The following is a 25,048-nucleotide window of genomic DNA, read 5'->3' as shown; positions in this document are numbered from 1 at the left end:
TCTCTCCTGTTCGATGAAGCTTGCGCCGGCGCGTTGTCCGGTATCGGTGGGGCCGAGGTCGGCCCAGACAGGTACCTTAAACGCTCCGCCATCGGGCGTAGTTGCCCGCCGTCAAGAGTCTGCTTGATGGGAAAAGCAGGATGATCGTTTCTTCCGGGGTCAGTTTGACGGCGGTGGCGCCGTTATAAGCCTGGACTCCGTTCCGATCATCCGCTCATGTCCGCTTCAGCACCGCTTGGCCCGGCCAGGCTTCGTTCGATTCCCAAGCTCATCCGCTCGCGGGCCTGGTGGCTGCTGCCCCTGGCAGTGTGGGCGGTGGTGGTGCTGGCTTCCCTGGAACTGCAGATCACCGAGATCCGCGAGCAGTCCACGCGGGTGGCCATCGAAGGGGCGCGCAACATGTTCCGCATGGTCATGCTGACCCGCAACTGGAACGCCAGCCATGGCGGTGTGTATGTGCCGGTTACACCGGACACCCAGCCCAATCCCTATTTGGAGCACGCCCGGCGGGACGTGATGACCACTGACGGGGTGGCCATGACCATGATCAACCCGGCCTACATGACCCGGCTGATCGCCGGCATGGCGGCATCGGACGGGGGCGTGGAGTTTCGCCTGACCAGCCTGAAGCCGATCCGGCCGGCCAATCTGGCCGATGACTGGGAGCGCCGCTCCCTGGAGGCCTTCGAGCGGGGTGTGGCGGAGACCATGGGCACCGAGAATGGCCCGCGGGGCACCATGCTGCGCTACATGGCGCCCTTGCGCGTGCAGGAAAGCTGCATGGCCTGCCATGCCAAGCAGGGCTACAAGGTCGGGGACGTGCGCGGGGGTATCAGCGTGTCCCAGGGCTATGGCCCCATCGAGGCGGCCACCCGCGACGGCATCCGGCAGACCGTGCTGGCCCACGGCGTGGCCCTGCTGGTGGTGACGGCGGTGGGCTGGGGGCTGCTGGAGCTGCTGCGTCGGCGCTGGTTCGAACTGGCAGGCAAGATCGGGGAACTGGAGGAAGCCCACGGGCAGTTGCTCCAGTCGGAGAAAATGGCCTCCATCGGCGTGCTGGCGGCGGGCATCGCCCATGAGATCAACAACCCGGTGGGTTTCGTCAATTCCAATCTGGGGGCCCTGAAGGGCTACAACGAGGCCATGGTCCGCTTGCTGGAGGCGTGCCGGGCCGGTACGGCCACGGAGGCGGATTTCGTTGCGGCGGACTTCGACTACATCAAGGCCGACAGCGTCGACCTCGTCCGCGAATCCCGCGATGGTCTCGACCGGGTGCGCAAGATCGTTGCCGATCTGAAGGAATTCTCCCGCCTGGACAGCGCCGAATGGCAGGAAGCCGACCTCAATGCCGGCATCGAATGCACCCTCAACGTGGTCTGGAACGAGATCAAGTACAAGGCCGAGGTGGTGCGCCAGTACGATGCCGCGCTGCCGCGGGTGCCCTGTCTGCCCGCCCAGATCAACCAGGTGGTGATGAACCTGCTGGTCAACGCCGCCCAGGCCATCGAGGCGCGGGGCGTCATCACCGTGCGCAGCGGGCATGACGCCGAGCAGGTCTGGATTGAAGTCGAGGACAGCGGCAGGGGCATGCGCCCGGAAGTGCTGGCGCGGATCTTTGACCCCTTCTACACCACCAAGCCGGTCGGCAAGGGGACGGGGCTGGGCTTGTCCATCTCCTACGACATTGTCAGCAAGCACGGTGGCCGCATCGACGTGCGCAGCGAGCCGGGGCGTGGCAGCACCTTCCGGGTGTGGTTGCCGCGCCAGGCCCCGGGCTGAGCTCTTGGCCCCCTTTCGGCCGGCGCGTACGGATACAAAAAAGCCCCTGGCGTTTCCGGCAGGGGCTTCAGGGCATGTCGCTCAGTAGCGGCGCGGGGCCGGCGACGGCGCACCGCCGGGGCGTGCCGGCAGGTGGCGGAAGGTGATGCGGCCCTTGGACAGATCGTAGGGCGACATTTCGAGGGTCACTTCATCGCCGGCGATGATGCGGATGTGGTTCTTCTTCAGCTTGCCGCCGGAGTAGGCGATCAGGGTGTGGCCGTTGTCGAGGGTGACGCGGTAACGACCGTCGGGCAGCACTTCGGTGACGCTGCCATGCATTTCAATCAGTTCTTCCTTGGCCATGTCGGGCTCCTTGTGGGTGGCCGGGCGGCGTCCCTGTGTGGGGCGTGTCGGCCGCGGCCCGCCACCGCCGTGGTGGGCCAGTTTGCGCCGAGGCCTGAAGGGGCGATGGCGATCGAATGTCGGCTCTTTGTTCGGCGGGCCGGCGACGGGTGCCCACGAACAGAATCGCAGGCGAAGATGAACACTGTTGTACTGCTGCCCGATGCGTGGAGTTTCCTCCTGATGCACCAAAAAACAAGGCCACCGCGTTGGGTGGCCTTGTCTCTGCAATCTGGTGGGTTGTGAGTGGCTCGAACACTCGACCTACGGATTAAGAGTCCGCTGCTCTACCAACTGAGCTAACAACCCATTCTTACAGGAGCCGGTATTATAGCCCCACCAACGGTTGGTGGGTCGGGCGAGATTCGAACTCGCGACCAACGGATTAAAAGTCCGCTGCTCTACCGACTGAGCTACCGACCCCCCGGAAGAGACGCGCATTATAGCCCTACCAAAAATTACGTCAAGCGTTTCGTAGCTGAATTTTTATCGACAGGCTGGCGCCCGCCACAATTGCGGCCACGGTGAGGGCTGCGCCGAGGGCCAGGGTGGACAATCCGCTCAGTCCCTGGCCGATGGTGCAGCCCAGGGCGGTGACGCCGCCAAAGCCCATCAGCATGGCGCCGGCGAGGTGGCGGGCCAGGTCGGGGGCGTCACGAAAGCTCTCGATCCGGAAGCTGCGGCCGAGCAGCGCGGCCAGCAGGGAGCCGGCAATGACGCCGAGCGTCAGGGCGATACCCAGAGTGACGCTGCGGCTCTTGTCGGTCCACAGCATCAGCAGATCAAGGGAGTAAGCGAGGGGGGCGACGAAGCTGAGGGATTCCATGCGCCCGCTGTTGGTGGCCAGGAAGGCCGGTTCGAGGGTCTCCGGATCTTCAGGCAGGTAGCCCAGGTAGCCGCTCAGGGTCCAGCCCGCCACGATGGTGGCGCCGATGGCGAGGCTGCCGAACAGGGGGGCGGGGCGCCACATCTCACGGCTCGACAGGGCGAACAGGCCGAGGCCGCCGGCCGCCACCACGGCGCAGGCCAGCCAGGCGCTGCGGATGTCGAGAGCGAAACGGGTCGCGATCAGGGTGGGAAGGTCCTGGTGGGTGTCGAACTGGACGACGAAGGGGTCGAGCCAGGCGCTGCGCCAGCCGCCAAAAAGGCCGCGGAGCGTCATGTAGGCGGAAAGCCCGAGGAAGACGAAGACCACCAGTGACTTGAGGTTGCCGCCGCCAAGGCGTACCAGGGTCTTGGCGCCGCAGCCGGAGGCCAGGGTCATGCCGATGCCGAAGAGGGCGCCGCCGACGATGTGGGACAGCCAGGGCAGGCGGGCGCCGGTGTAAATGGAGCCATGCACGTCGATCAGCCCGTTCATCTGCAAGGCGGTGGTGCCGGCGATGGCGGTGGCGGCGGCCAGGGCCCACATGCGCAGACGGGTCCAGTCCTCCATGATGAGGATGTCGGCGATGGCCCCCATGGTGCAGAAGTTGCTGCGCTGGGCGGCCAGGCCGAACACGCCGCCGATGGCAAACGCCAGCCAGGCCAGGGTGGCCGGAGCGAGGGGGAGGGGCGTGCTGGCGTCCATGGCCGGGCAGGGGTCAGCGGTATGGGGTCGGGTCGGCTACACCGGCGGCTTCGAAGCCGGCCCGGCGCAGCCGGCAGGCGTCGCACAGGCCGCAGGCGCGGCCCTCGTCGTCCGCCTGGTAGCAGGACACGGTGAGGCCGTAATCCACCCCCAGGGCGGTGCCACGGCGAATGATGTCGGCCTTGGAGAGGTCGATCAGCGGGGCGTGGATGTGCAGCTTGTGGCCCTCCACGCCTGCCTTGGTGGCGAGGTTGGCCATGGCTTCGAAGGCGTTGATGAAGGCCGGGCGGCAGTCGGGGTAGCCCGAGTAGTCTACCGCATTGACGCCGACGTAAATGTGGTCGGCCTCTAGCACCTCGGCCCAGGCCAGGGCGATGGACAGCATGATGGTGTTGCGGGCCGGGACGTAGGTGATCGGGATGCCGCCTTCCAGGCCGTCGGTAGGTACGGCCAGGGCCGGGTCGGTGAGGGCGGAGCCGCCGAACTGGCCCAGGTCCACGTGGGCGACCCGGTGGGCGCTGGCGCCGAGAGCCTTGGCCACGCGCTGGGCGGCGGCGAGCTCGGCGGCGTGGCGCTGGCCGTATTCGACCGACAGGGCATAGGCGTCGAAGCCTTCGGCACGGGCGATGGCCAGGCAGGTGGCGGAATCAAGCCCGCCCGAGAGCAGGACGAGGGCGCGGGGGCGTGGGGTAGTCATGATTTCTCCGGTGTCTCGGAAAATAGTAACGTCGACCGGCGGTCGACGGGGCACGACCGCCGGACGGATTCAGCGGCCGGGTTCGTTGCCCCAGATGATTTTGTGGAGCTGGACCTGCATGCGCACCGGCAGCCGGTCACGCAGGATCCAGGCTGCCAGGTCGGCCGGCTGCAACTGGCCCTGCACCGGCGCCAGCAGCACCGGGCAGCGTTCGGTCAGGCCGTATTCGGCGATCTGGGCCTTGGCCCATGCGTAGTCGGCCTCTCCGGCCAGCACCAGCTTGAGTTCGTCGTGCCGGGTGAGCAGGGGAATGTTGGTCAACAGGTTGCGGGCCTCCTCGCCGGAGCCGGGGGCCTTGAGGTCCATGATGCGTGACACCCGCGGGTCCACCCCGGAGATGTCGATGGCGCCGCTGGTTTCCAGGGAGACCGAATAGCCGGCATCGCACAGGGCGCTCAGCAGGGGCAGGCAGTTTTTCTGGGAGAGCGGCTCGCCGCCGGTCACGCAGACCGTCTGGCAGTGGTGTGAAGCGACGTCGGCCAGGATGTCGTCGAGGTTGCGGGTAGTGCCGCCGGTGAAGGAATACTCGGTGTCGCACCAGCTGCAGCGCAGGGGGCAACCGGTGAGGCGCACGAAGACCGTGGGCAGGCCGGCCCGGGAGGTTTCACCCTGGAGGGAGTGGAAGATCTCGGTGATGCGGAGGGTGACGGGGCGACCGGTAGAGGGCATGGCGGAGCGTGCGGTGACAGCCCCGGCCGACGGGCCCGGGGCTGGCGGGTTTTTCACTTCTTCAGGCGTTGCCGGGCAATCTGCGCGGCCGAGCTGCTCGGGTAGCGGGAGACCAGCTTCTCGAGGCTGCGGGTGGCGCCGACGTTGTCGTTGCGGGCCTGCTGGGTGCTGGCCAGGCCGAGCAGGGCGTCCGGCGCACGGCTGTCGTCGGGCCACTGGTTGGCCACCTTGCCGTAGTGTTCGGCGGCGCCGATGTTGTCTTTCTGCTGATACAGGGCGCTGGCAGCCCAGAAGTGGGCGCTGGGCAGGAAGCTGCTGTTCGGGTAAGCCTTGGTGAAGGCGATGAAGCTGCCTGCGGCTTCCTTGTACTTGCCGCCGCGCAGCTGGGTCAGCGCCGCTTCGTAGTCGCGGCTCTCCGCTGCCGGGTCGACGGCCGCCGCCGCCGGCGCAGCCTGGGGGGCGGCGTCGGTGCTGGCGGCGGGGGTCTCGAGTTTGCGCAGGCGGTTGTCGAGATCGAGGTAAAAGTCCTTCTGCCGCTTGATGGCATTGGCCAGGTCGTTGCTGAGCACCTCGTTTTCACCGCGCAGGCGGGCGATCTCGGTTTTCAGCAGGTCGATCTGGTTGGCGAGCTCGAGCTGGGCCCGGGCGCTCGCTTCCAGCTTGTCGAGACGGCCGCTGAGCTCGGTGCGCATGGCATTGATGCGCGCCCGGGCTTCATCGTCGTCAAACAGGCCGGCCTGGGCCGGGGCGATGATCAGCCCCGCCAGCAGTGCTGCCGTCAGGCGGGGCAGAAGGCGCCGGAACATCAGAATTCACCCGAATAAAGCATGTCGCCGCGACGGTTGGCGGACCAGCAGGACTCGCTGGCATCGCCGCAGCTGGGCTTTTCTTCGCCGAGGCTGACGGACTCGAGCTGGCCTTCGGACACGCCCAGCAGGGTCAGGGCTTTCTTGACGGCGTCGGCACGCTTCTGGCCGAGGGCCAGGTTGTACTCGCGGCTGCCGCGTTCGTCGGTGTTGCCCTGGATCAGCATCTTGACGTTGGGGTGGCTGGTCAGGAACTTGGCGTGGGCTTCAACCAGCGAGCGGTACTGGTCTTTGATCACGTAGCTGTCGTAGTCGAACAGCACGCTGCGCTTGGACAGGACGCTCTTGGGGTCCTTGAGCTCGGGGTAGGCGCTCTTGCCATTGGCGGAGCCGGCGTCGACGGGGACAACACGGCTGTTATCCACGCCGGAGCTGGCAGCACCGCTGGAGCGGTCTTCGACGGCGACGGCGCTCTGGCCATCGGTGGGGGGGGAAGAGGTGCAGGCGGCCAGCAGGCCGACGGTGATCAGGGACAGGGCAACGCGGGTGTACTTCATGGTGTGGGCTCCGGGAGCAAGCAAGGGGCGGGGTGGGAAGGGAGTGTAGGTTTTATAGGTGTCAGTTGCGCGGCTGCGGACCCCAGGCGGGTTCGCGGACGTCGCCGGATTGTACCGACAGACGCTGCTTGACACGACCGTCGGACGACACGGCGGCCAGTACGCCGCGGCCGCCGACTTCGGTGGCGTAGAGCACCATGCGCCCGTTGGGGGCGAAGCTGGGGGATTCGTCCTTGGCCGAGTCGGTCAGGATTTGGGTCTGGCGGGAGCCCAGGTCGAGCATGGTGACCTGGAAGCGGCCGCCGTTACGGGACACATAGACCAGGCTCTTGCCATCGGGAGACGGGCGCGGGCTGACGTTGTAGCTGCCTTCGAAGCTGACCCGCTGGGCGTCGCCGCCGCCGGCCGGAACCCGGTAGATCTGCGGGCTGCCGCCCCGGTCGGAGGTGAAGTAGATCCAGCCGTCGGTGGACCAGGCCGGCTCGGTGTCGATGCCCGAGGAGGAGGCCAGGCGCTGCACGCCGGAGCCGTCGGCGTTGACCGAGTAGAGCTGGGACTGGCCGTCCTTGGTCAGGACCACCGCCAGGCGGCGGCCGTCGGGCGACCAGGCCGGGGCCGAATTGGAGCCCTTGAAGTTGGCAGCCACGTTGCGCTGGCCGGTGGCCAGGGAGTGCACGTACACCACCGGCTTCTTGGCCTCGAAGGACACATAGGCCAGGCGGGTGCCGTCGGGCGACCAGGCCGGGGAGATGATCGGTTCCTTGGAGGCCAGGGCGGTCTGGGCGTTGCTGCCGTCGGCGTCGGCGATCTGCAGCTCGTAGCGCGGACCGGATTTCAGCACGTAGGCGATGCGGGTGGAGAACACGCCGGGCTCGCCGGTGAGCTTCTCGTAGATGAAGTCGGCAATGCGATGGCCGGTGGTGCGGTACTGGTTGGGGGCCATCACCATGGCCTGGCTGCCCAGACTGACCTGCTTGGCGGCATCGAAGAGGCGGAACTGCACCTGGTAGCGGCCGCTGCCCGAGGGGGCAACGGTGCCTACGGCAAAGGCATCTGCACCGCGGGAGCGCACGCGGCCGAAGTCGGGCGGTGTATCGGCGCCCATGGGCGAGGGGCCGAGCTCGACCATCTTGAACAGGCCGCTGCGCTCCAGGTCGGCGCGCACTACGTCGGTGACGGCGCGGGGCAGGGTACTTTCGCCCTCGAAGCTAGCGATGGCCACCGGCATGCGGTTGGCGCCGGCGCCGGTGATCTCGATGGAAAGCTGGGCCTGTGCCAGGGACGCAAGGGCCAGCGCGCAGACGGTGGCCGTGCCGCGCAGGAAGGTCAGGATGCGTTGGGTCATGGGTGTGGGGTCACCGTGGGTTTAGTCGCGGAGCGGGTAGAACTCGAAATTCAGAGTTCGTTCAAATAGTTCCGGTTTGTCTGGCTTTGGCAGAGGGCTTGATTTCTGGATCGCACGTTCGATAGCTGCATCCAGTTGCGGATTTCCTGTAGAGCGCCTGAGTCGGACCTCGATTACTGAGCCGTCCGGTAGCTGATCTACGTAAAAAACTGCATAGGGATCGCCGGATACTCCGGGCGGAAGGACGATGTTGCCCTTCACTTTCGAAGCAATCTTATTCGTGTAAGCCCTCAGTGCCTTGCTGTTGGCCGCCTTGGCCTGTTCATTGGCAAGTCGTGCGAGCTCCTTCTGGATTTCGCCCGTTTGCTTAGCTTTTTCCGAGTCCCGGGCCATCAGCTCGCGCATGCGGCGATCTTCCAGCTCCCGGGCCTTCTCGGCATCGGCCTTGGCATTCTTGTCGGTCTTGACCGGCTTTTCCACCGGCTTGACCGGCTTCTCGACCTTTGCCGGTTCGGGTTTCGGCTCAGGCTTCGGTTTGGGTTCCGGTTTGGGCCTGGGCTCGGGCTTCGGGTCCGGCTTGGGGGGCTTTTCGACCTCTTTGACCGGCTTGGGCGGTGTCTTCTTGGGTTCCGGCGCCTTGATGGCGATGTCCGGGTGCTTGCGCGGCGGCGGTGCGGGCTCCGGCTCGTCGTCGGGCTCGGGGGGCGCCGGCCGGGGGGCTGGGCGGGGCGGAGCAGGGGGGGGCGGAGGCGCCACCACGGCGGCGGGCAAGGGCGCGCTCACCAGCTCCACTTCCACGGCGTCGGGCAGGCGGTTCTGCCAGCGCACGCCGTAGAACAGGAACATGCCGAGGGCGATGTGCACCCCCGCAGCCAGGGCCAGGGACGACCACTTGCCCCGCTCGTTGGCGGGCATTGCTGGATTCATCGGGACGACTTGCCGACCTGCGTCTGCAGGCCGACTTTATTGACACCCGCGTTGCGCAGGTCGTTGAGGGTGTTCATCACCAGCTCGTACTTGACGCTCTTGTCGGCGGCGATGATCACCGACTGGCCCGGGTTGGCGGACACGGCGGCCTGCACCTCGCCGATCAGGTCCTTGCGGTTGAGGGCCTTCTCGGGGGAGCCGCTGGTCTGGCGCAGGGCCAGCTCACCGTCGGGCTTGACCTGCACCACCATGGCGTCGGTGGGCGGGGCGGGGACCTTGTCCACGCTGGGCAGGTTCACCGAGCCGGACTGGATCATCGGCGCGGTGACCATGAAGATCACGAGCAGCACCAGCATCACGTCGATGTAGGGCACGACGTTGATCTGGTTCATCAGGCGGCGTTGGCGCATGGCGTCGGGGCTCCGGCGATCAGCGCAGCTGGCGCTGGAGGATGTTCAGGAACTCCTCGGTGAAGCTCTCGAAGCGGATGGCGATGCGGTCGATGTCGTGGGCGAAGCGGTTGTAGGCCACGACAGCGGGGATGGCGGCGAACAGGCCGATGGCGGTGGCCACCAGGGCCTCGGCAATGCCGGGGGCGACGTGGGCGAGGGTGGCGGAGCCGACGTTGGAGAGACCGCGGAAGGCGTTCATGATGCCCCACACGGTGCCGAACAGGCCGACGTAGGGGGACACCGAGCCGACGGAGGCGAGGAAGGCCAGGTGGGCTTCCAGGTCGTCCACCTCGCGCTGGTAGGTGGCGCGCATGGCCCGGCGGGCGCCGTCCATCACCGCCCCGTGGTCGAGGCTCTTGCCGCGCAGCTTGGCGAATTCCCGGTAGCCGGCTTCAAAGATGCGCTCCATGCCGGCGGCCTCGTGGCGGCTGGTGGCGGCGCTCTGGTACAGGGCGTTGAGGTCACCGCCGCTCCAGAAGTCGCGTTCGAAGAGATCGGTCTTCTTCTTGGCGTCGCGGATGGCGAACCACTTGCGGAAGATCCAGTACCAGGACATGAAGGACACGGTGCCCAGCAGGGCCATCACCAGCTTCACCAGCAGGCTGGCGTTGGCGATCAGGGACAGGATGGAAAGATCTTCGGTGACGTTCATCGGATTAAACCAGGGTGGCGAACTGTGCGCGCACAGCAGGGGGGATCGGGGCGGCCTTGCGGGAGTCGAGGTCGATGCAGGCGATGGTGATCAGGGCGTTGAAGATGATCTGGCCGTCGCGCAGGATCTTCTGGGCAAACACCAGGCTGGCGCCGCCGAGGCGCTCGATGGTGGTGCGTACCTCGAGTTCGTCGTCGAGCACGGCGGCCTGGAGGTAATCGGCCTTCACGGTACGGACGACAAATACGATATGCTGCTCGGCAGCCAGGGCTTTCTGCCCGAAGCCGGTGGCGCGCAACCAGTCGGTCCGGGCCCGCTCGCAGAATTTGAGGTAGTTGGCGTAGTACACGACGCCTGCAGCGTCGGTATCCTCGTAGTAAACCCGCACCGGTAGCGTGAAGCCGGGTTTGTGCGGGTTGTTTACGGGGTGTTTCGGCGCGTGCATCGCAACATTTTACAGTATGAGCCCCCTTGTTCCGAAGCGCAGGGCTTCATTCGTTGTTTCAGAATGTTGGCTCCGATGCCCGGGTTTGCCTGAGGGACGTTGTAATTGCAGCAATCCTGTGCCTAGAATCGCGGCCTTGAACGCGAACTGGTGCGTTTTGTGCATTGTTCCGGACAACAGATGCACAGGTATCGCGAAGCTGTTTGCGGCAGAATGCCCCGCAGGACTTGTAAGAGTCGAGAAACCGGCTGCAGTCCCGGCCGGCCCGGGCCTTGATGCCCGACATTCGATTCATGGGAGGAATGAGACATGGTTGCAACCACGACAAGCAATGAGAAGCTGCTGACCGAGGCCGAAATGCTGGCCATGCCGGAAGACGATTACATGAACCCGGCCCAGCTGGAGTTCTTCCGGGTCCGTCTCTCCAGGATGCGTGACGAGCTGCTCGAGAACGCTGCCAGCACCGGTGCCAATCTGCGCGAGAACGAACTCGTCGCCGATCCGGCCGACCGGGCCACGGTGGAAGAGGAGCATGCACTGGAACTGCGCGTCCGTGACCGGGAGCGCAAGCTGCTCAAGAAGATCGACGAAGCCCTGGGTCGGATCGCCGAAGGCGAATACGGCTGGTGCGAGGAGACCGGTGATCCGATCGGTATCGGCCGCCTGCTGGCCCGTCCGACCGCGACCCTGTCCATCGACGCCCAGGAGCGTCGCGAACGTACCCAGAAGCTGTACGGGGAGTAATCCCCGGCCTGGCTTTGCCGGGACGGCAACGCAATCCATGACCGTTCCGGTGCATCGCATTCCTGTCTCCCTGCTTACCGGATTTCTCGGGGCAGGCAAGACCACCGTCCTCAATCACCTGCTGCGCCAGCCCGAGCTGGCGGGTACGGTGGTGGTGATGAACGAGTTCGGCGCCGTGCCGATTGATCATCTTCTCGTCGAGCACATCGACGAAAACCTCGTTCTCCTCGAATCCGGTTGCCTGTGCTGCACGGTCCGTGGTGACCTGACGCGGACCCTGCGGGCGCTGTTCATGCGCCGCTTGCGCCGTGAGCTGCCCGCCCTCGAGCGCATTGTCATCGAAACCACCGGCCTGGCCGATCCGGCCCCGGTGCTGTTCACCCTCATGCAGGACTTCTTCATCGCCGAGCGTTTCCGCCTGGATGGGGTGATCACGGCGGTGGATGCCGTGTTCGGCGCGGAACAACTGGCGCGCCAGCCCGAAGCCGTCAAGCAGGTGGCCATGGCGGATCGTCTGCTCATCACCAAATGCGACCAGGCTGCCCCCGCAGTGCTGGAAAGCCTTGAAGCACGCCTGGCCGGCCTCAACCCCGGGGCGCCGCAACTGCGCGTGCAAGAGGGCGTCGTCGCCCCCGAGGCCGTCCTCGACTGCGGCCTGTGGAACCCGGCCCGCAAGAGTACCGATGTTGCCCGCTGGCTGGCCGACGAGGCCGTGGCGGCGCGTGCGGCAGCCCACCCTTATGCGCCGCGGGCGCGTACGGCGGTGGCCGATGCGAATCGTCACGACGCCTCGGTCCATGCCTTCGTGGTGCGTATCGACGCGCCGGTGGCCTGGGGCGATTTCTCCACCGCCCTGGACATGCTGCAGGGGCTCAAGGGCGATCAGCTGCTGCGGGTGAAGGGCATCGTCCATGTCCGGGGTGAAGCGTTGCCCCGTGTCATCCAGTGCGTGCATCACCTGCGCTACCCGGAGGCGGCCCTGCCTGCCTGGCCGGATGAGATGCGTGCCACCCGCCTGGTCTTCATCGTCCGCGACCTGCCGCGGGAAATCGTCGATCAGGCCTTCGCCTGCTTCTGTCCGGCCGAGCCGGAGCGTGCTGCATGAAGTTGCCGGCCCGCTCCTCGGCCCTGCTGCGCAGCGCCCTAGCGTTGCTGCTGGTCTGTGCGCAGATCTTTGCTGCCGCCCATGCCGTCGGTCACGTGGGCGATCTGGCAAGCCTGGCCCGGGGCGACACGCTGGTCGCCCAGGCCACCCGGGACGGTGGCGTGCCTGCCGCCGAGCGCCATGAGGCCTGCCTGCTGTGCCTGGCGGCGGCCGACCTGGTGGCGGCGCTGCCGCCCGCGGTGCCGGTGCTGGATGTCGATGTCCAGGCGCTTACGCTTCCCGCTGCGCCTGATCTTCTCCCCGGCGCCCTGCGCCTGCCCCGGCCCCACGCCCGGGGGCCGCCCACTTTCTCCTGACTCCGTTCCTTTCGTGATGACCGGTGCCGGCTCTGCCAGCGCCGGCAGCCCCCATTTCAGGACCGATCCCAGGAGATCCGAGCCATGACTTTCGTTCGTCCCGGCGCGCTTTGCGTCGCCCTCGCCGCGGCCTTTCCGGCCGTCGCCTCCGCGGCATCCGATGCCGATCTGAAACAACTCCGCCAGCAGATCCGTGAGCTGCGCGATACCTACCAACAGCGCATCGAGGCCCTCGAGCGCCGGCTGGCCGAAACCGAGCAGCGTGCCGCCGGTGCGGCCACCGCCGCGGCAGCGGCCGGTTCCACCGCCAGCACCGCGGTCCAGTCCGTGGCCAAGGTCGAGGCCCGCGCCGCCGAGGCCCAGGCCGCCGCCGACAGCGTGGCACGCCGGCCGGTGGCCGAGAGCGCCTTCAATCCCTCCATTTCCCTGATCATCGACAGCAAGTTCACCCGTTTCCAGCGCGATCCGGGCGCCTACCGCATCGACGGTTTCATCCCCTCGGGTGGCGAAGTCGGCCCTCCCCGCAAGGGCTTCTCGCTGGGTGAGTCGGAGCTGGCCTTCTCGGCCAACGTGGACCACCTGTTCCGCGCCAACGCCCGTTTCGCCCTGGCTGAAGATGACGGTGCCGGGGTGGTCGAGGTGGAGGAAGTGAACGTGGAAACCCTGGGTCTGTCCTCCGGCCTGAAGGTCAAGGCCGGGCGTTTCCTGTCCGGGGTGGGTTACCTCAACCAGCAGCACCCCCACGAATGGGACTTCGCCGACGCGCCGCTGGCCTACAAGGCCTTCTTCGGCTATCGCCTGCAGAACGACGGCGTGCAACTGCGCTGGGTGGCGCCCACGGATCTTCTCCTCGAGCTGGGCACCGAAGTGGCCAGCGGGCAGAAATTCCCCGGCGCCGAGCGCAATCGCAATGGGGCGGGCCTGTGGACCGCCTTCGCCCACCTCGGCGGTGACATCGGCACCGAGTCCGCGTGGCAGGTGGGCCTGTCCCATGTGCGCACCAATCCGCGGGAGCGGGGTTTCGAGGATGGCGCCGATGCCGCCGGTACGGCCCTCGCCCACAGTTTCTCGGGGCGCAGTCAGACCTGGATTGCCGATTTCGTCTACAAATGGGCGCCCAACGGCAACAGTAGCGTGACCAATCTGAAAGTGCAGGGGGAGTATTTCCAGCGGCGCGAAAGCGGCGATCTGAACTACGACATCGGCGGCCTCGCCGAGGCCAGTTCGGCGGCCCGTTTCCGCCAGTCCGGCAGCTATCTCCAGGCGGTGTATCAGTTCATGCCGCGCTGGCGCGTGGGGGTGCGTGGCGACTGGCTCGACAGCGGCACGGCCAATCTCGGCAGTCTCGACCCGGCGGGTCTGCCCCTCCTGGCGGGTTACAACGCCAGCCGCCAGTCGGCGATGCTGGATTGGTCTCCGTCGGAGTTTTCCCGCCTGCGCCTGCAGCTGGCCCGCGACAAGTCCCGCCGGGACGAGCCCGACAACCAGGTCTGGCTGCAATACATCATGAGCCTCGGCGCCCATGGCGCCCATAAGTTTTGAGGAGCCCCGCCATGTTTGCGAAACTGATGCTTCATCTTGCCGCTGTCTTCCTGGCGGCGCTGGCCCTGCCTGCCTTTGCCGCCCTCAACGTCTTCGCCACGGTGCCCGAATGGGCGGCCCTGGCGAAGGAGATCGGTGGTGAGCGGGTCCAGGTGTTTGCCGCCACCAACGCCCTGCAGGACCCCCATCGCATCGAGGCCAAACCGTCGCTGATTGCCCGCGCCCGGGGCAGCCAGCTGGTGGTGGCCACCGGGGCCGATCTGGAGATCGGCTGGCTGCCGGTGGTCTTGCGGGAAGCCGGCAATGCCGCCATCCAGCCTGGCCAACCCGGCTATTTCGAAGCCGCCGGCGCTGTCCGGCTGATCGAAGTGCCGGCCCGCCTCGATCGCGCCGACGGCGATGTGCACCCGGGGGGCAACCCTCACGTCCAGACCGATCCGCGCAACATCCTGAAGGTTGCCGAAGCCCTGAGCGCCCGGCTGAGCCAGGTTGATCCGGCCGGCGCCAGCGCCTACGCTGCCAACCTGGCCCGCTTCAGCGCGCGCTGGCAGGCGGCAATGGCCCGCTGGGCACAGGCTGCCGCGCCCTTGCGCGGCGTGCCGGTGTGGGTCCAGCATCGCTCCTTTGCCTACATGGCCGACTGGCTCGGCCTGAAGGAGCTGGGCGCCCTGGAGCCCAAGCCCGGCGTGGAGCCCGGCAGTGCCCATCTGGCCAGCCTGCTGGCGCGCCAGAAGGAGACGCCGGCACGGATGATCCTGCGCGCGGCCTACGCCCGCCCGACCGCCTCGGATTGGCTTGCCGAGCGGGCCGGCATCCCGGTGGTGGTGCTGCCCTTCACCGTTGGCGGAAACCCGGCGGCGGGGGATCTGACGGCGCTGTTCGACGATACCGTGCAGCGCCTGCTCGGCGGCCTCAAGTAAGGAGATGTGATGGACGGGATCCTGCTTCGCGTGACCGGGCTGATGGCGGGCTACGCGACCCCGGTGGCCGGCCCCCTGACCTTCGAGTTGCGTCGCGGCGAGATCCTCGGACTTGCCGGCCCCAATGGCGCCGGCAAGTCCACTCTGCTGAAGGCCCTGTGGGGCGGCGTGAAGGTGTTTGGCGGGCGTGTCGAGAAGGCGCCCGGGCTGGCCATTTCCCACCAGGCCCAGGGTTTTGACGACCTGCGCGGCGTGCCCCTTACTGGCAGGGAGCTGCTGGCCCTGACCGGCGCTGCGCCGGCCGGGCTGCCGCCATGGCTGACCGAGCGGCTCGACTGGCGGCTCGACCGCCTGTCCGGTGGTCAGCTCCAGTTTCTGCGGCTGTGGGCCTGTCTGGCGGCGCCGGCGGACATCGTGCTGCTCGATGAGCCCAGCAACAATCTCGACCGGGCCGGGGTGGATTACCTGGCCGACTGGCTCGGCCGCGCCCATGCTGACCAGGGCATCGTCATCGTCTCCCACGACCCGGCGCTGATCGACCGGGTGTGTACCCGGGTGATCGAGGTGGGCGTCGACAAGGTGGTGCCGGTGCAATGAGTTTCGAACTGCTTTTCGACCCGCTCTTCCGGGTACCGTTTTTCACCGGCCTGCTGCTGGCTGGCCTGCTGCCCCTGATCGGCATGTACCTGCGCCTGCGCGGCGAGTGGCTGGCTGCGCTGGCCTTCGCCCAGATGGCTTCGGCGGGGGCCTTGCTGGCCATGGTGCTCGGCTGGCCGATGCTCGCCGGTGGCGCCCTGGCGGCCTTGCTGGCGGCCCTGGCCAAGGGTATCGCGGCCGCCGCAGGGGCCAACGCCTACGCCCTGATGATGCTCCTCGCCTGGGGTGCCGGGGTGCTGCTGGTGGCCAACCATCCGCTGGCCGAGCAGGCCGGGCATGCCCTGTTCGATGGTCAGCTGTACTTTACCGGCGAAGGGCATCTGCTGGCCGTCGGACTGGTCTGCGCCGGGGCCGTCCCGGTGCTGCTGCGTCTCAACCGGCCCCTGCTGCTGGCGCGCTTCTTCCCCGAGTTTCACCAGGCCCGGGGGCTGGACGCGCGGCCGCGGCTGATGCTCTTCGATCTGCTGGCCGGTGTGGTGATCGCCCTCGCTACGGTCAGCATCGGCGTGATGGCGGCTTTTGCCCTGGTGTTCGTTCCGCCGCTGGTGGCCTACCGTTTTGGCCGCAGCTGGCGATTCGGACTGGGTCTGGCGGCGCTCATCGGCATGGGCGGATACAGCCTTGCCTTTGCGTTGTCGCTGGCTTTCGATCAGCCTTTCGGCCCGGTTTGTGCAGTGCTTCTGGTTGCCCTGATCCTGCTGCTGGGTGTGAAATCCGACCGCTTGTAAATCAGGCTGCTCATGCTTTGTTGAGTGTTATCCTGTTTAATCCCTGATCAAACCAAACTGGAGGAAGTGGAGTGGCGCTACCGTTTTTCGGCAAGAAGCCTGCGCCTGCCGGAAGTCCAGCACCGCGTCCCCGGGTCGGCACCGACCCCGTCCAGGGTGGCGCCCGCCCGCCTGCTTCACCCCCGCCCCTCTCCCAGGCGCCGCTGTCACGGCTGCCGGGCAAGGCGCGCAACGAAACCTCGTCCCTCGATTTCACCATTGCCGGTGGCGACCTGAAGCGTGTCATGGCCCAGTGTGCCGACAAGGTGCACGTGGAGGAGGGTGTCGATGAAATGTCTCCCTCGGCCGAAGAGGCCGCCATCCTTTACGCCAATGGCGGCTACGACGAAGCCCGCGCCGTTCTCGAGCATGCCCTCGACACCACCAAGGGTGCCGACGCCCGGTTGACCCTGTGGGGCATGCTCCTCGATCTGCTGCGCCTGATCGGCCACCGGGAGCGCTTCGAGGCGCTCAGCCTCAGCTACGCCACCGAGTTCGAGCGCTCTCCTCCGGCCTGGCTCGACCTTTCTCCCCAGGGGGCCAGGGGCACCGAAGCCAAGGTCCAGACCGTCAATCTTTCCGGCATCCTCAATGGTCAGGCTGCAGGGCAGTTTGCCCAGCTCATCCAGATCGGTATGCGCACCGGCGCCCTGCGCATCGACCTGAGCCGCCTGCGTGGCGTGGACAACGCCGGTGCGGAGTTGCTGCTGCGGGCCGTGCGCGGGCTGCGCAAGGCCAAGATCCGGCTGTCCCTGGTGGGGGCCGGACATCTCGCCTCCGTGCTGGGGGGCGTGGTCACCCCCGGCAAGGCCGAGCAGAAGCCGGTCTGGCTGCTGCTGCTCGAAGTGCTGCAGTACACCGAACAGAACGACCGCTTCGAGGAGCTGGCGGTCGATTTCGCCATGACCTTCGAGGAGTCGCCGCCCTCCTGGGAGCCACCGCCCGAACTCACGGCCAGCCAGACGGGGGCCGAGGTGCTGGACGTGCAGATCAGCGATATCTACCGCCTGGATGGCGAGGTCGTCGGTCCCAATACCGAAGTGCTGCGCAAGATCACCGCCTTTGCCAGCGGGCGCACCAAGGTGGAGGTGGATTGCAGCCAGCTTCGGCGCATGGATTTCGTCTCGGCCGGCACCCTCTTCAACATCGTCTCCCAGCTCCACGCCCAGGGGCGTCTGGTGGTGCTGAAGGGCGTCAATTCCATGGTCGCCGCGCTGATGCAGGTGATGGGACTCCACCAGGTGGCGCGCATCGAACTGCGCGGTTGAGTGGGCGGTGGCGGCCGCCTGGAGGCGCGCCGGGTGGGGCTTGTAATTGCTTTTTCGATCCCCATATCCATCCCATGGAACAATATCACGGCACTACCATCCTCTCGGTCCGGCGCGGCCGGCACGTTGCCCTTGGCGGCGACGGCCAGGTCACCCTGGGCAACATCGTCATCAAGGCCAGCGCCCGCAAGGTGCGCAAGCTCTACCAGGACCGCATCCTGGCGGGTTTTGCCGGCGGCACGGCCGATGCCTTCACCCTCTTCGAACGCTTCGAGGCCAAGCTCGAGAAGCACCAGGGCAACCTGGTGCGCAGCGCCGTCGAACTGGCCAAGGACTGGCGCACCGACCGTGCCCTGCGCCGGCTGGAAGCCATGCTGGCGGTGGCCGACCTGGACAATTCCCTGATCATCACCGGTAACGGCGACGTGCTCGAGCCCGAGCAGGGCATCGTGGCCATCGGCAGTGGTGGCGCCTACGCCCAGGCCGCCGCCCGGGGCCTGATCGAAAACACCGAGCTGGCGCCGGAGGACGTGGTCAAGAAGTCCCTGACCATCGCCGGCGACCTGTGCATCTACACTAATCATTGCCACACCATCGAGGTGCTGAAGCCGTGACCCAGATGACCCCTCCGGAGATCGTCTCCGAACTCGACAAGCACATCGTCGGCCAGCGCAAGGCCAAGAAGGCGGTGGCCGTGGCCCTGCGCAACCGCTGGCGGCGCGCCCAGGTGGCCGAGCCGCTGAAGAGCGAGATCACCCCCAAGAACATCCTGATGATCGGCCCCACCGGGGTCGGCAAGACTGAGATCGCCCGTCGCCTGGCCCGCCTGGCCAACGCCCCCTTCATCAAGATCGAGGCCACCAAGTTCACCGAAGTGGGCTACGTCGGCCGGGATGTGGACACCATCATCCGCGATCTGGTGGAAATCGCCATCAAGTCCCACCGCGAGCAGGCCATGAAGAAGGTCCGCGACCGGGCCCAGGATGCGGCCGAGGACCGGGTGCTCGACATCCTGCTGCCGCCGGCCCGCTCCACCGTGGGCTTCGGGGCCGAGCCGGCCAGCGCCGAGGAAAACGCCACCCGCCAGAAATTCCGCAAGAAGCTGCGCGAGGGCGACCTGGACGACAAGGAAGTGGACATCGAGGTGTCCGTGCCCGGCATGAGCGCCGAGATCCTCGCCCCCCCGGGCATGGAAGAGCTCACCGGCCAGCTCCAGAGCATGTTCCAGAACATTGGCGGCGGAAAGAAGAAGTCCCGCAAGCTGAAGATCAGCGAGGCCATGAAGCTCCTCACCGACGAGGAGGCCGCCAAGCTGGTCAACGAGGAGGAGATGAAGGCCGAGGCCCTGCGCATGGTGGAGCAGAACGGCATCGTCTTTCTCGACGAGATCGACAAGATCGCCACCCGCTCCGATGCCCATGGTGCCGACGTGTCGCGCCAGGGCGTGCAGCGGGATCTGCTGCCCCTGGTGGAAGGCACCACAATCAGCACCAAGTACGGGATGATCAAGACCGATCACATCCTGTTCATCGCCAGCGGTGCCTTCCATCTGTCCCGCCCGAGTGATCTGATTCCCGAACTGCAGGGTCGTTTCCCCATCCGCGTGGAGCTGGACTCCCTGTCGGTGGAGGACTTCGAGTGCATCCTGACCCAGACCGATGCCTGCCTGACGCGGCAATACGAGGCGCTTCTCGCCACCGACGACGTGAGCCTGGAGTTTGCGCCCGATGGTATCCGCCGCCTGGCGGAGATCGCCTTCCAGGTGAACGAGAAGACCGAGAACATCGGTGCCCGGCGGCTGTACACGGTGATGGAGAAGCTCCTCGAAGAGCTCGCCTTCGAGGCCGGCAAGGCCGGTACCGAAACGGTGCGTATTGACGCGGCCTACGTGGATGGCCGCCTCGAGATGCTGGCCCAGCGCGAGGATCTGGCCCGCTACGTGCTGTAAGCCCTTTCGGGAAAACCCCGACGCCGGCCCCCCGGGGTCGGCCCTACAATCGGGTCTCTACCGGCGCCTGTCCGGACTCCAAGGTTTCCGGTCATGTTGCTGCGCATCGTCTCCATCCTCTTTCCGCTGTTCGCCATCACTGCCATCGGCTTTCTGGTCGGTCGGCGGGCCAAGCCCGATCTGTCCCACGCCAACAAGCTGAACATGGACGTGTTCGTGCCGGCCCTGGTGTTCGGGGCGCTGGCCAACAAGTCCTTCCATATCACCGAGTTCCTGCCCCTGCTGGCGGCCACCCTGGCGGTGGTGGTCGGCTCCGGGCTGCTAGGCCTGCTGGCCGCCCGGCTCCTCGGCATCGCCCCGAAGACCCTGGTGCCGCCCATCATGTTCAACAACTGCGGCAACCTGGGGCTGCCCCTGGCCGTGCTGGCCTTTGGTGAGCAGGCCCTGGCGCCGGCGGTGGTTATGTTCATGGTCTCCAACCTGCTGCACTTTTCCTTCGGCGCCTGGCTGCTGGATCATCAGATCAAGCTCGGCGGCATCTGGAAGGTCCCGTCCGTGCTGGCCACCATGGCGGGGCTGGCGGTGGGCTTGAGTGGCTTCGAGGTGTGGGAGCCGGCGATGATCGCCATCCGCATGCTCGGGGAGATCTCCATTCCCCTGATGCTTTTCGCCCTGGGCGTACGCCTCACCGAGTCGCGCATCGGCGAGATCCGCCTGGGCCTGATCGGGGCTGCGGCCCGGCCGGTGATCGGCATGCTGCTGGCGGCCGCCGTCATGCTGGTGGTGCCCCTGCCCGAACGGGAGCGGGCCTTGCTGCTGGTCTTCGGCGCCCTGCCGCCGGCGGTGCTCAACTACATCTTTGCCGAGCGCTACCACCAGGAGCCCGAAAAGGTGGCCTCCATCGTGCTGATCGGCAATGTGGCCGCCCTGGCCTTCCTGCCCCTGGCGCTGGCCATCGGCCTCTAGGACGCAGGCATCCGGCCCTTCTCCCTCGCGGATTGCATGCTAGAGTGAATTTCAGACGGCGAGAGCCTGCCGGCAGCAGGCTCTGTCTGCTATTCCATTCTGTCGTTCGAACCAGAAGGAGCATCGGCAATGCGCACGCGCTTCTGTTCGTCCCGTGGCCGAGATGTGTTGTGGGTGACGGTGTTGATGGCGGTGCTGGTGGCAGGGGGCTGTCGCAGCCCGGATCCGGCCCCTGCCGCCCCCGGTAGTGAGCAGGGGACTGCACCGCCGCCTCCGGCCGCTGCAGTTCCTCCCCCTGCACCTCCTCCCATCCAGGCCTACGACAAGGCCGTGCTCAGTGCGGCGACGGCGCTGTTCAGCAATGCCAAGCTGCCGCCCGAGAGTGCATCGCCCGGGGGGCGGTACCGTGTGGTGATCGACCCCCTGATCGATGGCATGACAGGGGCCCAGACGATGGCGACAAAGTCCATGGGTGAGCGCCTTGCCCGGATGATGCGCACGCAGTATCCCCAGTATGAGGTGCAGCCCTTTTCGGCGGCCACCGTCGCCCAGGGCCCGCTGGTGCTGATTGGCACCTTCACCGGCGTCAACGCTCAACGTCAGACCTCGGGCCCGCGTCAGGCGTACCGGATCTGTCTGGCATTGGCGGATCTGCGCAGTGGCAAGCTGGTCAGCAAGGGGCTGGCCTTTGCCTTGCCCGAAGGGGTCGATCCGACGCCGTTGCCCTTCTTCAGGGACGCGCCAGCCTGGTCCGAAGACCCGGCGACGAACGGTTATATCCGCACCTGCCAGGGAACGAAGGCGGGAGACCCCATCAATCCGGCCTACCTGGAGCGCATCACGTCAGCGGCGCTCGTGTCGGAGGCCATCGAAGCCTACGATGCAGGCCGTTATCGGGACGCGCTCGATCTTTACGCCAGGGTGGCGGCGACGCCCACGGGCAAGCAATTCCGCGTGCTCAATGGCATCTACCTGGCCAACCTAAAGCTGGGCCGCAAGGATCAGGCCTCGGCGGCCTTCGACCGGATTGTCGACTTCGGCCTCGAAAACCGCCGTCTGGCGGTCAAGTTCCTGTTCCGGCCCGGCTCGACCGCCTTCGTGCAGGGCGGTCCGCTGAGTGCTTCTTACACGGGGTGGCTGAAGGCCATCGCCACGCAGACCGCGAGTACGGCCGGAACCTGCCTCGAAGTGGCAGGGCATACCAGCGCGACGGGCCCCGAGCCCTTGAATGAGCGCCTGTCCCTGCTGCGGGCCGAGTACGTGCGCAGCCGGCTGGACGCTGCGTCGACGGGCCTGGGCAAGCGCATCATCGCCAGCGGTGCGGGATCCACGCAGATGATGATCGGCAACGGGCGCGACGACGCCAGTGATGTGCTGGACCGCCGCGTCGAGTTCAAGGTGATCGGTTGCTGAGCGCGGTGCCGATGGGCGCTCAGTCTCCGCCCATCATGCGCCCGATCTGGCGGCGGTCACGCTTGGTGGGGCGGCCGTGGATGTCGGAGCCCGGTGTGGCGGCGAGCTTGCGCTGCTCCCGCTGGGCTTCCCGGGCGGCCACGCTGTCGGCCGTCTCCTCGTAGAGGCTCTGGGCGATGGTGGCGCTGCCGCGCTTGTCGGCGATGCCCTTCACTTCGACGCAAAAATGACTGTCACCGATCTGGATGTCGATGCGGTCGCCGATCTTCACGTCCCGGGCCGGCTTCACCCGGATGCCGTTGAGCTGGATCTTTCCCCCGTCCACGGCTTCGGTGGCCTGGGTGCGATGTTTGTAGAAGCGTGCTGCCCACAGCCATTTGTCGAGGCGGACGCGTGCGTCGTGGTCTTCCGTTGGTTTCATTCCTTGACCGGCCGCTTGGCCAGCTTCCGTTGCAATGTGCGACGGTGCATTTTAAGCGCTCGCGCGGTGGCCGAGATGTTTCCCTCGTTCTCGGCCAGCACGCGCTGGATGTGCTCCCACTCGAGGCGGTCCACCGACATCGGGCCAGCCGCCATCTCGTCGTCGGCGATGACCACATCGGTGGCGTTGAGGGCTTTCAGGATGGCGTCCACGTCGGCGGGCTTGGCCAGGTACTGGGTGGCACCCAGCTTGATGGCGTCCACAGTGGTGGCGATGCTGGCGTAACCGGTCAGCACCAGGATGCGGCAGTCCGGATTGACGGCCAGCAGCGGAGCGATCAGGCGCAGCCCGGAACTGCCGGCGATGTTGAGGTCGAGGATCACGTATTCCGGCTCGTGTTCCCGGGCGAGGCTCAGGGCTGTTTCGGGCTCCTGGGCACCGAAGACGGCAAAGCCGCGCTGGCCCAGGGCGCGGGTGAGCACGCGGTTGAAGGCGGGGTCGTCATCGATGACGAGGATGTGGGGGGCGTCCTGCGGGCTCATGGGCGAAGGGCTGAGAGGGGAAGGGTGAGGGTGGCGATGGTGCCGCCACCGGGGCGCGGGGAGAAGGCGATGCTGCCGCTGCAGCGCTCGACGGCGTCGAAGGCCAGCAGCAGGCCGATCCCCAGCCCGTCGCTGTTGCCGTCCAGGGGGCGCTCCGGCCCCGGGCGAAAGCCGGGGGGCAGGCCGGGGCCGCGGTCGAGCACGCGGACCACGATCTGTGCCTCTTCGACTCCGACCTCGCATTCGACGCCGTTGGGGCTCACGTCGGCGGCATTGTTGATGATGTTGTGGATGGCCTGCTCTAGCGTTGCATCGGCGACCAGGCGCGGGGCCGGGTCGCCACACTGGCAGGTGGTGGTCAGCGGAACATGGGGGCGCAGGCGGCGCCAACGTTCGATGATGCCGCGCAGCCACTGGTCGGTGGCCAGCACCTCACCGCCTTCGGCGCGCAGGCTGCCGGCGCGCAGGGTCAGGCCCGCCAGGATGGCCTTGCAGTTTCCCACCTGCTCGCGCAGGAGTTCGGCGTCGGCGCGCACCTCGTCATCCAGGCTCGGGTTGCGCGCCAGTTCGCCGGCCAGGATGGCCATGGTGCCCAGGGGCGTGCCCAGCTCATGGGCGGCGCCGGCGGCCAGATTGCCCAGGGCCACAATGCGCTCGTTGCGCAGGCGGGCCTCGCGGGCTTCGGCCAGGGCCAGGTCGCGGCTGCGGATGGCGGCGGTCATGCGCACCACGTACCACACGATCACCCCGGCAGAGAGCGCGAAGGTGAGCCACATGCCGGCCAGGTGCCAGTGCACGGCGAGGCCCGAGTCGTAGATGTCGAGCTGCTCGTTGAAATCCCACAGTACCGAGTAGGCAGCCACGGCCAAGGCGGCCATGGCCCAGGCGAAGGGGGCGGTGAGGGTGGCCGCGCCGATGGCCACCAGGGGCAGCAGCAGGGAGATGAGGGGGTTGGTGGCACCGCCCGTGTAATAGAGGAATACGCTCCAGGCGGCCAGGTCGGCGCTCAGCTGCAGGAACAGCTCGGCCGGATGAACGTCGCGCAGGCCACCCACCCGCAGCAGCGACAGCAGGTTGATCAGCACCAGGGCCCCGGCCACCGGCAGCAGCGCCCGGGCCGGGATGGGGATGTCCAGCAGCCAGGGCACCAGCACCACGACCAGCAGCATGCTGCTGATGGACAGCCAGCGCAGGTTGATCAGGCGGCGCAGGGCATCGACGGGGCTGGACGGGGCGTGGGTGGCGAGGGGCAGGGGCATCGGGTGATTATCCCCGCAGCGCGGGACGACAGGAGCCGGCAGCGGCCGACTGATCCGTGAATTTAGCGCCTCCCTCCCCGCGGTGGAATGCGGTGGATTGTCGCAGCTGGGGCTTCCTAGGCACCGGGGCGGCCATTCCGGTTGCCATTCGCAAGCAGGGTAAGTCCAATGTCATTATTTCGCCTGCGTCCGGGGCGCCCTGAAGCCCGGCGATGAGGCACGCGCGCGGGTCTGCCTGTTTTGGGCATCCAAATAGTGTTTGCGTTGGCTGTAAATACAGTGCACAGTACGGATCGCGATCTTCAAGTAGTGTTGTTGTTGTCTGGTTCAGTACCCGCAGTCCTGCGGCAGTCTTTCCTTCATCACCCCGCCATCTTGAGCTTCGCCCTACCCTCAGGGCACGTCCCTGCTTTTTCTTTTAAAGGATATTCAAAATGGCAACTGGTACCGTGAAGTGGTTCAATGATTCCAAGGGCTTCGGTTTCATCACCCCGGAAGCTGGCGGTGAAGACCTCTTCGCTCATTTCTCCGCTATCCAAGGCTCCGGCTTCAAGACCCTGACCGAAGGTCAGCGCGTGACTTTCGACGTCACCACCGGCCCGAAGGGTCAGCAAGCTTCCAACATCCGCACGGCTGAGTAATCACCGTCCGATGCCTGCCTGGCGTTTCGCCGGGCAGGAAGGAGCTCCACAAAAAGCCCGGCATATGCCGGGCTTTTTGCTTTGTGCGCCCAGCATGGGCGCCCTCCTGCGGGTGGAAGTCCCGCCGTAAGTTGATCACAGCGAACGAAGTGAAGC

28 protein-coding genes and 2 tRNA genes are annotated in these 25,048 nt (G+C 66.8%); 14 read left to right on the top strand and 16 right to left on the bottom strand.

What is annotated here, in order from left to right; genetic code table 11:
* The first annotated feature begins 216 nt into the window (after positions 1-216).
* A complete protein-coding gene (locus L6Q67_RS13385) occupies positions 217-1,779 on the top strand; it encodes an ATP-binding protein (RefSeq protein WP_296570109.1) in 1,563 nt (520 codons plus the stop codon).
* 81 nt (positions 1,780-1,860) lie between these two features.
* Here L6Q67_RS13385 and infA read toward each other — a convergent pair whose 3' ends face one another.
* The 13 genes from infA to ybgC all read right to left on the bottom strand — a co-directional run bounded on the left by infA (position 1,861) and on the right by ybgC (position 10,343).
* Positions 1,861-2,124 (bottom strand): translation initiation factor IF-1, encoded by a 264-nt coding sequence (gene infA, locus L6Q67_RS13380; RefSeq protein ID WP_296409047.1) that lies wholly within the window; start codon positions 2,122-2,124, stop codon positions 1,861-1,863.
* Between the two features lie 272 nt (positions 2,125-2,396).
* Positions 2,397-2,472 (bottom strand) — tRNA-Lys (locus L6Q67_RS13375).
* 38 nt (positions 2,473-2,510) lie between these two features.
* Positions 2,511-2,586: transfer RNA gene (locus L6Q67_RS13370), tRNA-Lys, on the bottom strand.
* 40 nt (positions 2,587-2,626) lie between these two features.
* Positions 2,627-3,733, bottom strand: coding sequence for a YeeE/YedE family protein (locus L6Q67_RS13365; protein WP_296570107.1), 1,107 nt, complete (start codon positions 3,731-3,733; stop codon positions 2,627-2,629).
* A 13-nt stretch (positions 3,734-3,746) separates the two neighbouring features.
* Entirely contained in the window at positions 3,747-4,430 is a 684-nt protein-coding gene (gene queC, locus L6Q67_RS13360) for a 7-cyano-7-deazaguanine synthase QueC (RefSeq protein WP_296570106.1), read from the bottom strand.
* Positions 4,431-4,499: 69 nt separating this feature from the next.
* The gene (gene queE / locus L6Q67_RS13355; protein ID WP_296570104.1) at positions 4,500-5,159 is read right to left on the bottom strand and encodes a 7-carboxy-7-deazaguanine synthase QueE; all 660 of its coding nucleotides are present in this window, start codon (positions 5,157-5,159) and stop codon (positions 4,500-4,502) included.
* 53 nt (positions 5,160-5,212) lie between these two features.
* Positions 5,213-5,965 (bottom strand): tol-pal system protein YbgF, encoded by a 753-nt coding sequence (gene ybgF / locus L6Q67_RS13350; protein WP_296570103.1) that lies wholly within the window; start codon positions 5,963-5,965, stop codon positions 5,213-5,215.
* Positions 5,965-6,522, bottom strand: coding sequence for a peptidoglycan-associated lipoprotein Pal (gene pal, locus L6Q67_RS13345; protein WP_296570101.1), 558 nt, complete (start codon positions 6,520-6,522; stop codon positions 5,965-5,967). The genes ybgF and pal overlap by 1 nt, the downstream gene beginning before the upstream one ends.
* A gap of 61 nt (positions 6,523-6,583) precedes the next feature.
* The gene (gene tolB / locus L6Q67_RS13340; RefSeq protein ID WP_296570100.1) at positions 6,584-7,867 is read right to left on the bottom strand and encodes a Tol-Pal system beta propeller repeat protein TolB; all 1,284 of its coding nucleotides are present in this window, start codon (positions 7,865-7,867) and stop codon (positions 6,584-6,586) included.
* 21 nt (positions 7,868-7,888) lie between these two features.
* Positions 7,889-8,782, bottom strand: coding sequence for an energy transducer TonB (locus L6Q67_RS13335; protein WP_296570098.1), 894 nt, complete (start codon positions 8,780-8,782; stop codon positions 7,889-7,891).
* An 8-nt stretch (positions 8,783-8,790) separates the two neighbouring features.
* Positions 8,791-9,204 carry a protein TolR gene (gene tolR / locus L6Q67_RS13330; RefSeq protein WP_296570097.1) on the bottom strand — a complete coding sequence of 138 codons (414 nt, stop codon included), beginning with the start codon at positions 9,202-9,204 and terminating at the stop codon, positions 8,791-8,793.
* 19 nt (positions 9,205-9,223) lie between these two features.
* Positions 9,224-9,898 carry a protein TolQ gene (gene tolQ, locus L6Q67_RS13325; RefSeq protein ID WP_296409038.1) on the bottom strand — a complete coding sequence of 225 codons (675 nt, stop codon included), beginning with the start codon at positions 9,896-9,898 and terminating at the stop codon, positions 9,224-9,226.
* 4 nt (positions 9,899-9,902) lie between these two features.
* Complete coding sequence (gene ybgC, locus L6Q67_RS13320; RefSeq protein ID WP_296570096.1) at positions 9,903-10,343, bottom strand: tol-pal system-associated acyl-CoA thioesterase; 441 nt, start codon at positions 10,341-10,343, stop codon at positions 9,903-9,905.
* A 309-nt stretch (positions 10,344-10,652) separates the two neighbouring features.
* Here ybgC and dksA point away from each other — a divergent pair, with 309 nt between their 5' ends.
* The 12 genes from dksA to L6Q67_RS13260 all read left to right on the top strand — a co-directional run bounded on the left by dksA (position 10,653) and on the right by L6Q67_RS13260 (position 22,029).
* Complete coding sequence (gene dksA, locus L6Q67_RS13315; protein ID WP_296570094.1) at positions 10,653-11,087, top strand: RNA polymerase-binding protein DksA; 435 nt, start codon at positions 10,653-10,655, stop codon at positions 11,085-11,087.
* Positions 11,088-11,124: 37 nt separating this feature from the next.
* Entirely contained in the window at positions 11,125-12,192 is a 1,068-nt protein-coding gene (locus L6Q67_RS13310; RefSeq protein ID WP_296570092.1) for a GTP-binding protein, read from the top strand.
* Positions 12,189-12,548: a hypothetical protein gene (locus L6Q67_RS13305; protein ID WP_296570091.1), complete on the top strand. Its 360-nt coding sequence runs from the start codon at positions 12,189-12,191 to the stop codon at positions 12,546-12,548. Before L6Q67_RS13310 ends, L6Q67_RS13305 begins: the two co-directional genes overlap by 4 nt.
* Positions 12,549-12,632: 84 nt before the next feature.
* The gene (locus L6Q67_RS13300; RefSeq protein WP_296570090.1) at positions 12,633-14,090 is read left to right on the top strand and encodes a TonB-dependent receptor; all 1,458 of its coding nucleotides are present in this window, start codon (positions 12,633-12,635) and stop codon (positions 14,088-14,090) included.
* 11 nt (positions 14,091-14,101) lie between these two features.
* Positions 14,102-15,010, top strand: a complete 909-nt coding sequence (locus tag L6Q67_RS13295; RefSeq protein WP_296570088.1) for a zinc ABC transporter substrate-binding protein — start codon at positions 14,102-14,104, stop codon at positions 15,008-15,010.
* A 9-nt stretch (positions 15,011-15,019) separates the two neighbouring features.
* Positions 15,020-15,607, top strand: coding sequence for an ATP-binding cassette domain-containing protein (locus L6Q67_RS13290; protein WP_296570086.1), 588 nt, complete (start codon positions 15,020-15,022; stop codon positions 15,605-15,607).
* The gene (locus tag L6Q67_RS13285) at positions 15,604-16,395 is read left to right on the top strand and encodes a metal ABC transporter permease (RefSeq protein ID WP_296570084.1); all 792 of its coding nucleotides are present in this window, start codon (positions 15,604-15,606) and stop codon (positions 16,393-16,395) included. Before L6Q67_RS13290 ends, L6Q67_RS13285 begins: the two co-directional genes overlap by 4 nt.
* 71 nt (positions 16,396-16,466) lie before the next feature.
* Positions 16,467-17,702: an STAS domain-containing protein gene (locus tag L6Q67_RS13280; protein WP_296570078.1), complete on the top strand. Its 1,236-nt coding sequence runs from the start codon at positions 16,467-16,469 to the stop codon at positions 17,700-17,702.
* A 74-nt stretch (positions 17,703-17,776) separates the two neighbouring features.
* Positions 17,777-18,316, top strand: a complete 540-nt coding sequence (gene hslV / locus L6Q67_RS13275; RefSeq protein ID WP_296570076.1) for an ATP-dependent protease subunit HslV — start codon at positions 17,777-17,779, stop codon at positions 18,314-18,316.
* Positions 18,313-19,650 carry an ATP-dependent protease ATPase subunit HslU gene (gene hslU, locus L6Q67_RS13270; RefSeq protein ID WP_296570074.1) on the top strand — a complete coding sequence of 446 codons (1,338 nt, stop codon included), beginning with the start codon at positions 18,313-18,315 and terminating at the stop codon, positions 19,648-19,650. Before hslV ends, hslU begins: the two co-directional genes overlap by 4 nt.
* A gap of 93 nt (positions 19,651-19,743) precedes the next feature.
* Positions 19,744-20,616 carry an AEC family transporter gene (locus L6Q67_RS13265; protein ID WP_296570071.1) on the top strand — a complete coding sequence of 291 codons (873 nt, stop codon included), beginning with the start codon at positions 19,744-19,746 and terminating at the stop codon, positions 20,614-20,616.
* Between the two features lie 129 nt (positions 20,617-20,745).
* Positions 20,746-22,029 (top strand): OmpA family protein, encoded by a 1,284-nt coding sequence (locus tag L6Q67_RS13260; protein WP_296570068.1) that lies wholly within the window; start codon positions 20,746-20,748, stop codon positions 22,027-22,029.
* A gap of 19 nt (positions 22,030-22,048) precedes the next feature.
* Here the strand turns inward: L6Q67_RS13260 and L6Q67_RS13255 are convergent, their stop codons facing one another.
* The 3 genes from L6Q67_RS13255 to L6Q67_RS13245 are packed head-to-tail and all read right to left on the bottom strand — an operon-like array spanning position 22,049 to position 24,251.
* Positions 22,049-22,450 carry an RNA-binding S4 domain-containing protein gene (locus L6Q67_RS13255; protein WP_296570066.1) on the bottom strand — a complete coding sequence of 134 codons (402 nt, stop codon included), beginning with the start codon at positions 22,448-22,450 and terminating at the stop codon, positions 22,049-22,051.
* Positions 22,447-22,992, bottom strand: a complete 546-nt coding sequence (locus L6Q67_RS13250) for a response regulator transcription factor (RefSeq protein WP_296570065.1) — start codon at positions 22,990-22,992, stop codon at positions 22,447-22,449. The genes L6Q67_RS13255 and L6Q67_RS13250 overlap by 4 nt, the downstream gene beginning before the upstream one ends.
* Positions 22,989-24,251, bottom strand: coding sequence for an ATP-binding protein (locus L6Q67_RS13245; RefSeq protein ID WP_296570063.1), 1,263 nt, complete (start codon positions 24,249-24,251; stop codon positions 22,989-22,991). Before L6Q67_RS13245 ends, L6Q67_RS13250 begins: the two co-directional genes overlap by 4 nt.
* 434 nt (positions 24,252-24,685) lie before the next feature.
* On the opposite strand from L6Q67_RS13245, the gene L6Q67_RS13240 reads away from it, so the two are divergent.
* Positions 24,686-24,892 carry a cold-shock protein gene (locus L6Q67_RS13240; RefSeq protein ID WP_296570061.1) on the top strand — a complete coding sequence of 69 codons (207 nt, stop codon included), beginning with the start codon at positions 24,686-24,688 and terminating at the stop codon, positions 24,890-24,892.
* The last annotated feature ends 156 nt before the right edge of the window (positions 24,893-25,048 follow it).

Origin of the sequence: Zoogloea sp. (genome assembly GCF_023150065.1) — a bacterium.
Taxonomy (GTDB): Bacteria; Pseudomonadota; Gammaproteobacteria; order Burkholderiales; family Rhodocyclaceae; genus Zoogloea.
Note: the sequence above shows the minus strand (reverse complement) of the source record. Positions and strands in the feature narration are given on the sequence as shown.

What these genes read in the sequence shown, in the direction of transcription:
- queE (WP_296570104.1), bottom strand. Translation starts at nt 5,159, where the DNA reads ATGCCCTCTACCGGTCGCCCCGTCACCCTCCGCATCACCGAGATCTTC.
- L6Q67_RS13250 (WP_296570065.1), bottom strand. Translation starts at nt 22,992, where the DNA reads ATGAGCCCGCAGGACGCCCCCCACATCCTCGTCATCGATGACGACCCC.
- ybgC (WP_296570096.1), bottom strand. Translation starts at nt 10,343, where the DNA reads ATGCACGCGCCGAAACACCCCGTAAACAACCCGCACAAACCCGGCTTC.
- dksA (WP_296570094.1), top strand. Translation starts at nt 10,653, where the DNA reads ATGGTTGCAACCACGACAAGCAATGAGAAGCTGCTGACCGAGGCCGAA.
- L6Q67_RS13245 (WP_296570063.1), bottom strand. Translation starts at nt 24,251, where the DNA reads ATGCCCCTGCCCCTCGCCACCCACGCCCCGTCCAGCCCCGTCGATGCC.
- infA (WP_296409047.1), bottom strand. Translation starts at nt 2,124, where the DNA reads ATGGCCAAGGAAGAACTGATTGAAATGCATGGCAGCGTCACCGAAGTG.
- L6Q67_RS13260 (WP_296570068.1), top strand. Translation starts at nt 20,746, where the DNA reads ATGCGCACGCGCTTCTGTTCGTCCCGTGGCCGAGATGTGTTGTGGGTG.
- L6Q67_RS13365 (WP_296570107.1), bottom strand. Translation starts at nt 3,733, where the DNA reads ATGGACGCCAGCACGCCCCTCCCCCTCGCTCCGGCCACCCTGGCCTGG.
- L6Q67_RS13335 (WP_296570098.1), bottom strand. Translation starts at nt 8,782, where the DNA reads ATGCCCGCCAACGAGCGGGGCAAGTGGTCGTCCCTGGCCCTGGCTGCG.
- L6Q67_RS13285 (WP_296570084.1), top strand. Translation starts at nt 15,604, where the DNA reads ATGAGTTTCGAACTGCTTTTCGACCCGCTCTTCCGGGTACCGTTTTTC.
- L6Q67_RS13300 (WP_296570090.1), top strand. Translation starts at nt 12,633, where the DNA reads ATGACTTTCGTTCGTCCCGGCGCGCTTTGCGTCGCCCTCGCCGCGGCC.
- queC (WP_296570106.1), bottom strand. Translation starts at nt 4,430, where the DNA reads ATGACTACCCCACGCCCCCGCGCCCTCGTCCTGCTCTCGGGCGGGCTT.
- tolB (WP_296570100.1), bottom strand. Translation starts at nt 7,867, where the DNA reads ATGACCCAACGCATCCTGACCTTCCTGCGCGGCACGGCCACCGTCTGC.
- hslV (WP_296570076.1), top strand. Translation starts at nt 17,777, where the DNA reads ATGGAACAATATCACGGCACTACCATCCTCTCGGTCCGGCGCGGCCGG.
- ybgF (WP_296570103.1), bottom strand. Translation starts at nt 5,965, where the DNA reads ATGTTCCGGCGCCTTCTGCCCCGCCTGACGGCAGCACTGCTGGCGGGG.
- L6Q67_RS13290 (WP_296570086.1), top strand. Translation starts at nt 15,020, where the DNA reads ATGGACGGGATCCTGCTTCGCGTGACCGGGCTGATGGCGGGCTACGCG.
- L6Q67_RS13305 (WP_296570091.1), top strand. Translation starts at nt 12,189, where the DNA reads ATGAAGTTGCCGGCCCGCTCCTCGGCCCTGCTGCGCAGCGCCCTAGCG.
- L6Q67_RS13385 (WP_296570109.1), top strand. Translation starts at nt 217, where the DNA reads ATGTCCGCTTCAGCACCGCTTGGCCCGGCCAGGCTTCGTTCGATTCCC.
- L6Q67_RS13240 (WP_296570061.1), top strand. Translation starts at nt 24,686, where the DNA reads ATGGCAACTGGTACCGTGAAGTGGTTCAATGATTCCAAGGGCTTCGGT.
- tolR (WP_296570097.1), bottom strand. Translation starts at nt 9,204, where the DNA reads ATGCGCCAACGCCGCCTGATGAACCAGATCAACGTCGTGCCCTACATC.
- L6Q67_RS13265 (WP_296570071.1), top strand. Translation starts at nt 19,744, where the DNA reads ATGTTGCTGCGCATCGTCTCCATCCTCTTTCCGCTGTTCGCCATCACT.
- pal (WP_296570101.1), bottom strand. Translation starts at nt 6,522, where the DNA reads ATGAAGTACACCCGCGTTGCCCTGTCCCTGATCACCGTCGGCCTGCTG.
- tolQ (WP_296409038.1), bottom strand. Translation starts at nt 9,898, where the DNA reads ATGAACGTCACCGAAGATCTTTCCATCCTGTCCCTGATCGCCAACGCC.
- L6Q67_RS13295 (WP_296570088.1), top strand. Translation starts at nt 14,102, where the DNA reads ATGTTTGCGAAACTGATGCTTCATCTTGCCGCTGTCTTCCTGGCGGCG.
- L6Q67_RS13255 (WP_296570066.1), bottom strand. Translation starts at nt 22,450, where the DNA reads ATGAAACCAACGGAAGACCACGACGCACGCGTCCGCCTCGACAAATGG.
- L6Q67_RS13310 (WP_296570092.1), top strand. Translation starts at nt 11,125, where the DNA reads ATGACCGTTCCGGTGCATCGCATTCCTGTCTCCCTGCTTACCGGATTT.